This window comes from Fibrobacter sp. UWB16 (genome assembly GCF_900215325.1).
GTDB lineage: Bacteria > Fibrobacterota > Fibrobacteria > Fibrobacterales > Fibrobacteraceae > Fibrobacter.
Window position 1 is genome coordinate 327,500 of the sequence record NZ_OCMS01000002.1, and the last position, 13,311, is coordinate 340,810.

Genomic DNA, 13,311 nt, shown 5'->3' on the forward strand with positions numbered 1-13,311 from the left:
ACTTAATGCAGAAAATGTAGTGAGATTTTCTTAAAATGACTACTAAATTTTAGTTTACTATAGTCCAAGTTAGAGCGGAAATGCGTAAAGGACCCGCTTGGGGGAAGCGCTATATAAGGTATGGTTTAAAATAAATGGTGTGCCGGCTCCACCGGGGGTGTTGAATGTCTTTACGACCTTTCCGTCTTTGAGCGAAAGAGCGATGATTTCGTTTCCTTGGTCAATCCAGGCCTTGCCATCGTAAATAAACGGCTTGGAGAAAACGGATTTTTTCCCTTGATATTTCCAAAGCGGCGTTCCGATGTTAGAATAAAGAAGAATGGACTGGTCGGCAAGCGAGATAATGATCTTGTTCTCGTTTTGATCGCGGAGCAACTGCATGGAAATGATGGGGTATTCCATGAGGACCTGTGTCGGGCTAAAATCCTTTCGCTTTGTATTTTGAAGAAATAGCTTGTTTGTGCTGGAAACGAGTACGATTGTCGAGTCGATTCCATCCATGGCGGTGATGTTGACTTGAACTTTGTTCGTTGAATTGTCTATGGTAAGTCCGTTGTCGTCATTGAGCCGCATCAGTTCTCCGTCGAGGTTGCAGAGCTGTAGGTTGCGGGAAAGCTTTACGACATGGAACGGCATGGAATAGACTTTGCGCGACCAGACGATGCTGTTGTTGGAGCGTGATATCTTGAGTAAAAATCCATTCCAGGTTGAAGCGTATATGTAGTCCCCGCTAATCGTGAAGTTGAAAGCCTTGCCTGGCAATTGAATGGGCTTGTTGAACAAGTCCTTGTTCATGTCGTAGATGTGCATCTGGTACCCAGTCGAAATGACGATGGTATTCTCGTCAGACTGGATGACAGGGGCGTTCCCGATTTTTCCGATATACTTGCTCCAGCGCTGTTCTCCGTTTTCTGTATTGATACAGATGAGCTGTTCTGTAGCAGGGTCAACAGTATAGAGGTTCTTTTTGGAACCGAGGAGCTGCGGGTAAACTGTTTTGGGAGATACATTTAGCTGGCTTGCAAAGTTTGCACCAACGGCTTTGCTGTAATACCTCAAAACGATGCGTGCAATTTGCGGACTGCCAGTAGAGAGTCGAACGGCTTCGGCCCATGCCTTTTGGCGATCCTTTTCAGACGCCTTTTCGCGTTCTAGATTGAATGCCTTTAAAAAATGGGCTTCGGCATTGCCTGGTTCTTGCTGAATAATCGAATCCAGGAGTGGCGTGATGTTATCCCAGAGCTTTCGCTGGGCTCTATGGACGGCTTGGGACGCAAGCTTGCTGGAATAAAGCGGGCGTTGTCCATAGTAATGGGCGTCAATGGCGTAAATTCGCTTGTTGTCGAACGGTACGTATATGAATCGCCTTTTGGCAATTGGGCTTGTCATTGGAGCTTTGGCAAGGTTAAAGCCCCATAAGGGACTGAGTAACGTATCGACGGTGATGACGGAACCTTCGTTAGAGAATAGTCCGAGTGTTCCCTGAGCGAGAGGGTAGATGTTTGAAGCGTTTGCACGGACGGCAGAACGGATTGAACCTGTTGCTTGGCTGTAGAGGGTGATTTTTCCGGAGGCTTCGAGCGTGACGATGTTGTTTTCGAAAGCCTGAATGCTTTCAATGTTTCCAACGGAGACCTTCCACAGAGGTTTCTTGGTATCTTGTAACGTATAGCAGAAAAGTTCGTTTCCAGAAACTAGATAAATGTAGTTCTTATGGACATATGTTTTCTGGATATTGTCGTATTGAGCAATTGTGAAAGCTTCGGTTGCAGAACTTGCCGAAATGAAATGGAGGGCGTTATCCGAGCAGTTCAAGATAAAGTTGTCATTGATGAATTGCTCGCTTTGCAATTGGCACGACGTGTAGTCGGCTGTCCCTTTGTTGAGGGCTCCTTTGCGGTCAAGAATGTAGAACTCTTTTTCTGTGATGGCTATGGCTGTTCCATTTACGGCGGTGAACTGTGAAATATTCTTGATTTCAAAGGAGGTTATCTGATTGGGCGCGTTGTGGGGCTTGTAAAAGAGGGAATCGCGTGTGGCGTTTTGGTACCACATTCCTTCAGAATTGATATACAGCAGGTGGTCGTTTTCATTGAGCTTCGTGCCGATTTCAATAATCATGCCACTTTCAATTTTGGCAATGTGGCCGTTTTCAAATAGAATGTTGGCGTTCTTGCCTTCAAAAAAATGACGGATGGGGCTGCGGAGCGGAATGGTCTTTTGCAAAAGCCTTTCCGGGGCATAGCTTGTGGCCGCATCGCGCTTGGCAAGCCAGTAGGCCTTGCTTGTCGTCTTTGTATATGCTTGGCTTCGGCTGTAAAAGTGGTTTGCCTGAGCTTTGTTGTTTGCCAAGTCGTAAATTTTTCCGAGGTAGAAAAATGCAGATTCCTTATCGTCGTTGTCACCTTGACGGGAAATTTTTTCGAGCAATCGGATGGACTCGTCTACTTCACCCTTCATTTCGAAGAGGTAAATGGCTTCTTGGAGTTGCGAAGCCATCTTGTTTGCCATCGCTTGACTAGAAAACAAAGTGCAGAGGGCGAGGATTGTCAGAACCCACGCCTTGCTAAAGATGTTTCCTTTTTGCAAGTGATTACGCATCGAACTTGTAGCCTGCTCCACGGATAGAAAGGATGATTTTCGGATTTGCCTGGTCGTCTTCGAGTTTACGCCTCAAGTTCACGATATGGTTGTCAATCGTGCGTGTTGAAGGCATATTCTCGGGAGTGTAGCCCCAGAGATCCTGCAACAAATCTTCGCGCAAGACGACTTCGCCACGACGCTGCCAGAAATATTTGAGGATCTGGAATTCTCGTGTGGATAGCTCCAGCGGAACGCCTGCCTTTGTAGCGACGAATTTCTTGAAGTCCAAGTGGATGTCGGCAAAATCGACGGCATCGACAGATGCGAGCTGCTTTGTCGGGGTTGCTTGTGCCTGCAAGTCGATACGGCGGAGGAACGCCTTCACGCGAGCCAAAAGTTCTAGAATTGAGAACGGCTTTGTCACGTAGTCATCGGCGCCCATGTCGAGCCCTGCGACTTTGCTCGTTTCTTCGGTCTTTGCGGTAAGCATGATGATGATGCATTCCGGGTGCTTCTTGCGAATGATGCGGCAGACTTCAAAACCGCTCTTCTTGGGGAGCATCACGTCCAGCAAAATGAGGTGCGGCTGGAACGAGTCTGTCTTTGCTATGGCTTCTTCGCCGTCGCATGCCGTTTCGACTTCATAGTTTTCGAGCTCGAAGTTATCCTGGAGCCCAAGCCGGATGATTTCTTCGTCTTCAACAATGAGGATTCTGTGTTGCTGCATAATCATTCTGCCTTTTTGAATCTTACGGTGAAAGTGGAGCCCTTGCCGGGTTTGCTGGTGAGTGAGATGGTTGCCTTGTGCGTTTCTGCCACGCGTTTGACGATGGCAAGCCCAAGTCCGGAACCTTTTGTGCTGCGGGTCATCTCATCGCCGACTCTATAAAAATCATTAAATATATTTTTTTGCTCCGAAGACGGGATGCCTATGCCGGTATCTGCTACGGAGAAAACGACTCTGTCTTCGTCAGGGGCGACCGTTATGGTGATGTCGCCTGGAGCATTTGTGTATTTAATGGCATTTTCGATAAGGTTCTGTACCAAGCTGTAAAGAGCTGTGTAATCGCCAATGACAAATAAGCTTGGTTCAATTTTGGTATGGAACAAAAGTCCTTTTTCGACGCCAATGTCTTCTACGTTATCGAAAACCTTCTGGACACATGCAGAAAAGTCTAGCTTTTCCCAATGGAAACCGCCCTTGCCATGTTCCATGCGCGTGTAGTTCAAAATGGCGCCTATCAAGTTTTCCAGACGTGTCGCTTCCTTGCCGATAAGGCCGGAATATTCCTGCACTTTTTCGACTTTTTGCACACGGCCGCGAGCCATCATTTCGGCAAACATCTTGATGGATGTCAGCGGCGTCTTGAGTTCGTGCGACACGCTCGAAAGGAAGTTCGCCTTCATGGCTAAAAGCTTATGTTCTTGCGTGAGGAAGCGGAACATTACGATGGAGCCAAGAAGCACGGTAATGAGCGAGAATGACAAAAGCCCGTACATGAGGAACATGCGCTTGCGCGTGTCGCGCTTGATTTCGCTTAATCCCTTTTCGTACAAGGTCAAATTCCATGATATGACTTTATCTAGAGTAACTTGCGTGAGGACGGCCGAACTGTCCGAGACGTGTCCGAGTATAAGCGTCTTGTCGGAACCTTCAGTGATGGAGTAGGGAATGCCCTTCCAGCCCTGGGCCGAAGTCTTGAGCTTGGAACGCATGCGTTCGCGGTATTCGTCGATGTTCACCTTGGCGAGAACCACCTGGTCACCAGAGAGGATCGGGTAGCTCATCTTGATGAACGTCGACTTGTTGTCGCTCATGATGTCGATGCCGTTTTTGGACGTCGTTTCTTTGTTTAATAGCGACTGGACAATATCTTTGTTGCTAAAGAATATGTCCATATAGCCGAGCTGGCGGTTGAAGTTCTCTCTCAAGTTCCAAAACGCTTCGCGTTTTTCCTGGCTCAGGTTCTCGAAAGAAAGAATTTGCGTAAAGGCGGTTTCAAAGAAAAATTTTGCCGAAGGGAGGTTCTCGATGTTTTCGCTTTGCAAAAACTGGTTTAAGACCGCGATTGTGTAGTCTTCAGCTTCTTTGTGCTTCTTTTGCGCAACGAGAATTTCAAAGTGCAGCAAGTTGACGGAGCGAGTTAAGTCCGAGTGGAGGTAGCCTTGCTGGTGCGGGTGCTCCTCGAGAATGTTCAAGAGGCGGAGCGCTTCGTCGTAGTCCTTGGTCTTGTATGCGATACGCACAAGTCCAAGAATGTTCTGGATCTGGTCGTCCAGGTTTTCGAATGAAAAACGAAGCTGGCGTGCCGAACGCGAAAGGTTTGCCGGTTGCGGCATGGCCGAAGTGACTTCTTCGCGGAACAGCATCTTTTCGAAATGGCTTGCAATACTGTTCGAAAAGTCCGAAGTCTTTGAAAAATGCTTGGACGAAATGTCGGGGTAGATGAGCGTCCCGTTGTTGTACAGGAACATCGCTTCAATGCCGTTCACCGTCTTGAACTGAGTGGCATTTCCGAAGTCGAGCAAGCTATGGGGCTGTTCGTAAAGGTACAGTGAGGCCGACTTGACTTCCTGGAATATCTTGCTCTGTTCTTTGCTGATGGTCGATTCGCATTGTTCTCGGAATGTAGCAACGCTCTCGCTGAAGTTCTTTTGTGCAAGGTAAGCTTCGTTCTGGATGTTTCTCACACTCAAGAACGAGAGGATTGCCGTTGGTAAGACAATTCCCCCTGCAAAAAAGGAGAGAAAGAGAAGATTGCTACGTGATATCCGCATTGGCGTCCATTTCCTTAAAATGGAATATGCGCCGACAATTCAGGAAAAATCAGTATAAGGACACTTCCTGCCATGAGAATGGCTAGAAGTGAAATCGCAACGCCGATGATAATCAATAAGTTCTTTGTCACTGCGCCAAGTTCGCCTGATGGGTTACAGAAACCTTGTGTCCTACTTCAATGCGACGACTGTTCGAATAGACTTCGCGGACGAGTACTGTCGATTCGTTGTTGGTGGCTCTTGCGATTACACCGCGGCCAAGAAGTCTCGGCGGGAGTCCTGCATCGGATTTGTCTTCTTCCCAGATGGCAATGGCATCACCCGTGTTGAAGCCTTGCTTTGCACCCTTGTCGACCAGGATGTAGGCATAGGCGCCAATGATGAGCATCGGGTCCATGGTGTAACGGATCATAGCCATATCTTCGATTTTGGCTTCTGGAATGGCTGTATAACCCGTAACGTTCAAGATATTGAGCGGCTGTTTGAGACGGGCCTTGGAGTGGTCCATCTTGATTTCTCTAAAGCTCTGGACAATCTTTGCTCTCGAAAGGGAATCGCCAATATCGGTAATTTTTGCATAGCCAGTGAGTCGGACCAGTGCAAAATTGTCATAGCTCTTGCCCTTGTGAGCCGGAACTTCGATTGCGCGGGCATCCAGAATTTCAATAAGGTCGCCCTTCTTGAGACTTGCATTTGTCTTGCGGCCGATCTTTACGACAACTTCAGATTCCGGGATATGGATAATCGGTTCTTTCTTTTCGCCAGAGCGGATAGCAAAGAATCGCTCATCCTTTTTAATAGAATCAAGCGTGTAGATTTCGGGAGCGAGAATCTGGTAGTAGCCGTTGAAAATCTTCGGAGCCGGACGCTTCTTGTAAAGGTAGGTGTCCGCAGCTTTTTTCTTCTTGTGCTTCTTGTCCTTGTCGCGGAGGTTTCCAAGCATGTTTTCGAAGTCACCATTGCGGGCGTCACTTTCGTCGCAACCGACGGAGGTGATTCCCTTCGGCAAGTTGGAATCGGCGACAGCTGCTTCGCAGGGTCTCGTTTTGGGGAGACGGTAACTGTCATCCTTGATGCCTTCGCCTAAATAAATGGAGTCGCCCGGATAAATCCAGTGCGGGTCTTCAATGTGCCTGTTATTTTCCCAGAGGTCCGGCCATGCGAACGGATCGTTTAAAAATTCGGCACTGATGTCCCAGAGGGTGTCGCCTTTTTTAACCACATAGGCGGATGCAATCAGAGCCGAAAGACCAAGACAGATCGAAGCACATTTTAAAAATCGCATACGTTTCCCTAAGCAAAAATTTGGTATTTGTTAAATAATTTAATCTTTTCTTTGCTTAAAAGATGGCGTTTTTTGCACAAAATGCGGAATATCCGACGAATTTGAGCGCATGGGGCGTTCTTTCGGGCGCTGGATATTGCGGGAACGGTGTGCAAGGGCGGGGTTTTGGCCCAAAATGCCAACTCTATCCGGCACGAACAAGAAGAGAATTTCGAAAGTTCCGCGACCCGGTTCCATGTAGAGCGGGATGTTCTTGCGGAGCATGTAGCCTTCGTTACGGAAAGCCTTGATCGCTTTGGTGGCGGTTTCGAGGTTCCCGGTCTGCAAAAGAATGCGTTCGGGGCGCGATCCAGCAAGCGTCTGCACCATTTCGGAATTGATGGTGTCGTTCATGCCCAGGTTGAGGTAGAACGTCCAGCGGCCTTCGGCGTTATCGCTCTTCGAGAAGAATTTCGAGACGAAATTGGCGTCCAAATGGCTGCGGTGGAAGCGCATGTTCTGCGTGGCAAGGTTACGGATATTCAGCTTGGACGACTGCATGGCGGATTCGCGGCAATCAAGCGCTTCGACCTGCTTGAAGAACGGGGCGAGCGATGCCGAAACGTAAGACGGACCGGAGCAGAATTCGAAGAAACGGTCTTCACGGTTCGGGTGGATGGCGTCTTTGATGCGAACTGGTAGGTTAAGCCATGCATCCTTGATGCGCGGTGTCCAGTCGAGAACGTGCATGCTAAAGCCGGTCGAGGCAATCGGCATAAAGCTGCTGCCGAAGGAGCACTTGGATTCGACCTTCATGCCCTGAGCATCGGCGGGATCAAACAGACGGTCCGGCAAGCATTGGATCTGGTGGCAGCTGATGACTTCGGGGCAGCTGCGTTCGATAAAGTCTACGAATGTCTTGTAGCCGTGTGCCGAAATTTTACCCTTGACGTTCACTTGTACGAGGAGCGCAAAGCGGCCGTCGCCTGTGGCGCGGAACCAGATTTGGCGCAAAGCCTTTTTGAAGATGCGCAAATGTTCCTTGTGGAGCTGTTCCAAGACGCGCTTCACGAGCTCGAGCGGCTTCATCTCACGGGACGGAGCGTCAATGACCAGGTTTTCCTGGGCGCCGTGGTATTCCTTGACGATTCTCCAGTCGGAATTCTCAGGAGTTGCATCAGCGGTGAACCATGCTTGCAACTTTCCCGGAATGCGATCGTTTTCCATCCAAGCGGCTACTTGGGTCTTGATGTCGTCAAACGAAAGAATCTTGCGGACAACAGGTTTTTCGACCTTTGCCTTCTTTTCGTTGAGTTCTTCGTCCTTGCGGACATCGGATTTTCTGGAAGCGTGGAATTTGCCTCCGGCGAGGGGTTTGCCGATTCTGTTGCCCATGGTGTTACGGGCAATGCTCCCTTCGGAGCGGCGTGAAAAACGATTGTTCTGTTTGTACATCTTTATAATCGTGTTGAATGTTTAAACTATAAATCTAGGATAAATCCAGGAGCATTCGCGGGCGAGAGTCTTCGGGAATTCACGGAACGAGCCTTTAATCTGGTAAGTGTTCAGGCTTCCTTCTACCGGCGTGAGCGAAATGACGCTGTCGGCGCGGGATTCGAGATAGGGGTATTCGCCTATGTTCGTGGAAGTCACGACGGCGCAACCCGTGAGGGCTATAATTGAATCGACCATCTGCATCAAAATCTGATGCGGGGAGCCGCTGAGTCTTGAAGACTTCGGGTTGTGCAAAACGGCAGATATCGGGTCAATCACGACGACCTTGTAATCGTGATTTTCGAGCTTCTTGGCGCCTTGAATGCGCTTTGCGATGAGCTGTGCGATTTCAAGCGGTGTAAGCGCTGTGCCGCGGAGGTTCAAGAAACCGAATTTGGGCGTGTTGGGTTGAAGATTGCGCTTTTCGCCAAGCAAAAAGAGACGGTTCAGGAACACGGACTTGGTGAGTTCCAAGTTGATGTACAGAACGTCGTTTGCATTTGTCGTGTTGCCGAGCCAGTCTTCGCCGTGGCAAATGGAAAGCGCCATGTCCATGAGCGCAAGCGACTTTCCGCTTTTCGGCGGGGCTGTGAACAAGAAAAATTCACCAGCGCGGAGTACGTTCTCGATAATGGTAACGTCTTTTTTCGGGGCTTCTTCGCTATCGCTTGCGAGTTCCACGAGCGGCTTTCCGTCGAGCGAGTATTCCGCCCATTCGCGCCAATCCGTGAAGTTCTTGGCACCTTGTTCCAAAGCGATGAGGTACTGCTGCTTGCCGTTGCGGAGCACGCCTGGCATGCGGACCATCTGGTTCGGGTTGCGGTTGCCGTCATCGACTTTAAAGCCTTGCGATTCAAGCGTCTGGAAAAGGAAGTCTACGCGTTCCTTGTATTCTTCCTGGTCATGCGCTTCAATCTTGATCCAAGCCTGCACGGAGTTTGCGCCCGTGTTCACAAGGGCGGCGCAGGGGAGGTTCAATGCTTTGTAGTAAGCGAGCTGTTTGGCGAGCGTCATCTTCGGGTTGTCTACGACAACGTAACGATAATGCCAACTTTCGTCGGTGGCATCGGCTCCGCCTTTCACAGCGTTAATTGTGAGGAGCGCTCCGTCCGGACCGTCGAGTTGCTTCATGATTTTCTTGAGCGCTTCGTCTTGCGCGATAATCTTCGAGACGATTTCGCGAGAACCCGATGGCGTGTTCGAAATCTTGAATTCAACTGTTTCGTCGGGCTTGAACGTTGCCGCCAGGAGCTTTGCAAAGTCTTTGCGCCAGTCTGGAGCGGGCCATGGAATCGAGAGCGCTTCGGGGTCGATCTTGAAGTTCTGCAACAGCTCAAGAGACTGGTTGTCGAGACCGAGCGCAATCATCTGCTGCATCATCGTTGCCGAAAGTGGCGAGATGACGGTTGGGCCCATGGCTGCGTAGCCCGGAGCCATTCCGGGAGCCATGCCAGGTTGTGCTTGGGCTGACTGAGCTTGCGGCGCTTGTGTAGGCTGCGGAGCGGCTTGTGCGGCCGCTTTTTGTTCGACTTCGCGTTCGGTACGGCGCTTTTCTTCGGAGAAGGCGTTGCGCAAAATCTTCTCGACATCGTCTGCCGAGAGCCCCTCGTCGCGAGCCTTGCCGCCGAGCTGGAATGTGGCGTCCATGAACGTCCAGCCTTCGTCAAGCGCGGCAACGCCGGCTTGGAACAAAGCCTTCTTTAGTTCATTCTGGTCGGCGAATTTGCTCTTTACGAAGTCGTTAAGAATTTTCTTTCCGTTTTCCATGGACACCTCCAATTCTCTCGAATGGTTTGGCTAGTTTCAGTTTACTTCAGCGGGTCGCTATTCGGATCGAGTCTGCCGGTTTTTACGTATTCCTGAATGTCTTTAGAAATGCGCATCGAGCAGAACTTCGGACCGCACATCGAGCAGAAGTGCGAGGACTTTGCGTTGTTGCCCGGGAGCGTTTCGTCGTGGAATTCTACGGCGCGTTCCGGGTCGAGCGAAAGCGCGAACTGGTCGTTCCAGCGGAAGCTGAAACGGGCGCGCGAAAGCGCGTCATCGCGGAAATGCGCTGCAAAGTGGCCCTTGGCAAGGTCTGCGGCATGGGCGGCGAGTTTGTACGTCACCACGCCTTCACGCACATCGTTCTTGTCCGGGAGGCCCAAGTGTTCCTTCGGCGTCACGTAGCAGAGCATGGCGGTACCGAACCAACCAATCATGGCTGCGCCGATAGCGGATGTGATGTGGTCGTAACCCGGAGCGATATCCGTGGTGAGAGGGCCAAGTGTGTAGAACGGCGCGTTGTGGCACATTTCAATCTGGCGGTCCATGTTTTCGCGAATCTTGTGCATCGGCACGTGACCCGGACCTTCAATGATGACCTGAACGCCCTTCTTCCATGCGATTTCGGTGAGTTCGCCGAGCGTATCAAGTTCGGAGAACTGTGCCATGTCGTTGGCATCTGCAATGGAACCCGGACGGAGTCCATCGCCCAAAGAAACGCAAACGTCGTACTTAGCGAGAATGTCGCAGATTTCGTCGAAGTGCGTGTAGAGGAAGTTCTCTTGCTTGTGGACCATGCACCAGCGGGCGATGATAGAACCGCCACGGCTTACGATGCCCGTTGTGCGTTCGAGTGCAAACGGAATGTACTTGAGCAAAAGACCTGCGTGGATCGTAAAGTAGTCGACGCCCTGTTCGGCCTGTTCAATAAGCGTATCGCGGAATACTTCCCACGTGAGGTCGTCAGCGATGCCGTTTACCTTTTCGAGTGCCTGGTACATCGGCACCGTTCCTATAGGCACGGGGCTGTTGCGCAAAATCCATTCGCGCGTTTCGTGGATATCCTTGCCGGTCGAGAGGTCCATCACCGTATCTGCCCCCCAGCGCACGGACCAGACCATCTTTTCGACTTCCTGTTCAATAGAAGAAGCGACAGAAGAGTTACCGATGTTGGAGTTGATTTTCGTGAGGAAGTTGCGGCCGATAATCATCGGTTCGCATTCCGGGTGGTTCACGTTGGCAGGGATGATGGCGCGGCCTTCGGCGAGTTCCTTGCGCACGAATTCCGGCGTGATGGCGTCACCGCTACTGCCAAAAATTTCGTCCATCTTTTGGTTTTCGCGGATGGCAACATATTCCATTTCGCGAGTAATCACGCCTTCGCGGGCGTACTGCATCTGAGTCTTGTGGGCACCGTCTTTTTCCAAGCGTTCACGAATCCATGGTTCACGGATACGTTCAAGGCCTTTCTTTACATCAATTGTCTTGTCGGGGTCGCCATAAGCGCCACTCGTATCGTAAACAGGGAGCACTGGGCATTTCGGGTCGTCGAGCGAAATTTCGCGCATGGCGACTTTCAAATCCGGGAAAATCTTACCGGGGACATAAATCTTGCGAGACTGCGGAAAAGGCTTGAAAAAGCCGTTGGATTCAGACATATTCGTTCCTTTTGTTCAATTACGAACCAAGTTCAAGGGGTATAATCTCAGCCTGCGTATTGAGTGCAGGCACCCCGCTTATAATATAGATATATAGTCGCCGGCATAAAAAAAGCACCTCGACTGAGGTGCCTATTTTGCAAGTTTTGGGGATTACTTTTGCTTTTGAGCGCCGTAACCTTCCATCAGTCCAAAGAGGTTTAGTGCTTCTTCCATCGGGTACTTGTTCATGAACATAGATACCTTAGACTTGATGGAACCCTGTTTGTTGAGGCCCATGGCGGCTCTGAAAAGGTTTGCCGGGGAATTTTCGTTATACGAAGCCTGTTCTGTGTAAGTGGCGTTTAAGAAGCCTTCCAGATAAGCCTGGTTGATTTTTCCCTTGAAAATGCTAGGATCGCTAATGGAGATGTTTCCATTGAGGCTTTGGATGCTCGGTGCGTCTTCCAAGTCTTCGAATGCGCCGTCGGCAACGTTAAGCCAAAGAATGTTCGGGCTCACGGTAACAGTGACGTCACCCTTCTTGTTCAAGATGAAGGCGTTCTTGTCGAGATAGACCTTCTTTGATTTGGGGTCACCCTTGGTGTTGTCGAATCCGGCCATCATATTGAGGGCCAAAATGTTGTTGTGAACTCGGGTAATGCAGTTCGTGTTGGCTCGAACACCGTAACCCATGTCTTCGAACAGCTTGGTGCGTGTCCAGGTGAACATCACGGTATTATAGGCAAATTCATAATCGACGGCGTCGACTTTATTTTGCTTGGCTTGCACGTTTGCACCAACAATTCTATTGGCAATAAAAATGTTGTTCAAAACCTTGACCTTGCCTGCGACATGGTTTAAGTTCAATGCGATATTACCGGCATTTACAAAGACGCAGTTCTGGATGGTAAGGTCGCCTTCAGAGTTTTCACCGTAGAGGCTGTAGTTGTTAAGGGAAGGGAAGGTGGTGTTTCCCTTGGATGGCGGTTCAAGCCACATACCTGTTTCGACGCCTTCTGGCTTACCTTCAACCGGGTGGTAACTGTTGGCTTCGCCTTGGTCAAAAATGAATCCATCGATGACGACCTTCGAATTGGCACCCTTATAATTGAGGTGCAGAATACCTTGGCCCTTGGTGCCGTTCATTTCGTTGGTGGGCTGGAATAAGGTCTTGTTTTTAACGACATCGCGACTGGAAAAATCGTTCGAGTAGCCACCTATGATGGATACTGGCTTGTCGAGCTTGATCCACCCCTGTTTCATCTGACCGTTGTAATTACCGGCTGCCACGCGGATGACATCTCCGTCAGAAGCGAGTTCTATGGCTTTCCAGATGTTTTTGAGCGGGGCGGATGTTGATTTTCCCTCGTTCTTGTTTTTGCCGTTAGGGCTTACGTACCAGTCTGTTGCGAACGATTGACCTACGAAACAAAACGCTGCGGCTGCAGCTAAAATTTTAATGGATTTCATTTTTTCTCCTTGATAGGTGTTCGAAATATAGTAATGAATCTTAAAAATGGAGTATCATATGGGTTTTGTAGCTTGAATTTGCAAAATAATATTTAGATTATTTAAGCTATTTTTTAAAAGAATGCAAAGGAGATTTTTATGTCGGAAAAAGTGATGAACAACCAGAGGGCTATTTATGCGCTTTCTGACTTGAGAATGTATGCTAGTTCGCATTCTTTGGATGCGATTGATTATGCAATTGAAGTCCTGCAAAAATTGGAAAATGCAGGGATAAAAAATCCGCTTGAATCCTTAAAACCTGAGGAAAAGTAATTT

Annotated in this window: 9 protein-coding genes; 1 reads left to right on the forward strand and 8 read right to left on the reverse strand. The window is 49.5% G+C overall.

Annotation, left to right across the window (positions count from 1 at the left end):
- Nucleotides 1-69 precede the first annotated feature (69 nt).
- The 8 genes from CRN95_RS06835 to CRN95_RS06870 all read right to left on the reverse strand — a co-directional run bounded on the left by CRN95_RS06835 (nt 70) and on the right by CRN95_RS06870 (nt 12,996).
- A complete protein-coding gene (locus CRN95_RS06835) occupies nt 70-2,601 on the reverse strand; it encodes a hypothetical protein (RefSeq protein ID WP_097020458.1) in 2,532 nt (843 codons plus the stop codon).
- Nucleotides 2,594-3,310: a response regulator transcription factor gene (locus CRN95_RS06840; RefSeq protein WP_088629458.1), complete on the reverse strand. Its 717-nt coding sequence runs from the start codon at nt 3,308-3,310 to the stop codon at nt 2,594-2,596. The genes CRN95_RS06835 and CRN95_RS06840 overlap by 8 nt, the downstream gene beginning before the upstream one ends.
- A 2-nt stretch (nt 3,311-3,312) precedes the next feature.
- Complete coding sequence (locus CRN95_RS06845; RefSeq protein ID WP_235002923.1) at nt 3,313-5,274, reverse strand: cell wall metabolism sensor histidine kinase WalK; 1,962 nt, start codon at nt 5,272-5,274, stop codon at nt 3,313-3,315.
- A gap of 214 nt (nt 5,275-5,488) precedes the next feature.
- Complete coding sequence (locus CRN95_RS06850) at nt 5,489-6,646, reverse strand: LysM peptidoglycan-binding domain-containing protein (protein WP_088629340.1); 1,158 nt, start codon at nt 6,644-6,646, stop codon at nt 5,489-5,491.
- 39 nt (nt 6,647-6,685) lie between these two features.
- Nucleotides 6,686-8,080 (reverse strand): hypothetical protein, encoded by a 1,395-nt coding sequence (locus CRN95_RS06855; protein ID WP_097020459.1) that lies wholly within the window; start codon nt 8,078-8,080, stop codon nt 6,686-6,688.
- 21 nt (nt 8,081-8,101) lie between these two features.
- The gene (locus tag CRN95_RS06860; protein ID WP_097020460.1) at nt 8,102-9,886 is read right to left on the reverse strand and encodes an AAA family ATPase; all 1,785 of its coding nucleotides are present in this window, start codon (nt 9,884-9,886) and stop codon (nt 8,102-8,104) included.
- 41 nt (nt 9,887-9,927) lie between these two features.
- Nucleotides 9,928-11,544 carry a phosphomethylpyrimidine synthase ThiC gene (gene thiC / locus CRN95_RS06865; RefSeq protein WP_088629337.1) on the reverse strand — a complete coding sequence of 539 codons (1,617 nt, stop codon included), beginning with the start codon at nt 11,542-11,544 and terminating at the stop codon, nt 9,928-9,930.
- Nucleotides 11,545-11,697: 153 nt separating this feature from the next.
- The gene (locus CRN95_RS06870) at nt 11,698-12,996 is read right to left on the reverse strand and encodes a DUF1565 domain-containing protein (RefSeq protein ID WP_088629336.1); all 1,299 of its coding nucleotides are present in this window, start codon (nt 12,994-12,996) and stop codon (nt 11,698-11,700) included.
- A gap of 138 nt (nt 12,997-13,134) precedes the next feature.
- Here CRN95_RS06870 and CRN95_RS14820 point away from each other — a divergent pair, with 138 nt between their 5' ends.
- Nucleotides 13,135-13,308, forward strand: coding sequence for a hypothetical protein (locus CRN95_RS14820; RefSeq protein WP_159462289.1), 174 nt, complete (start codon nt 13,135-13,137; stop codon nt 13,306-13,308).
- The last annotated feature ends 3 nt before the right edge of the window (nt 13,309-13,311 follow it).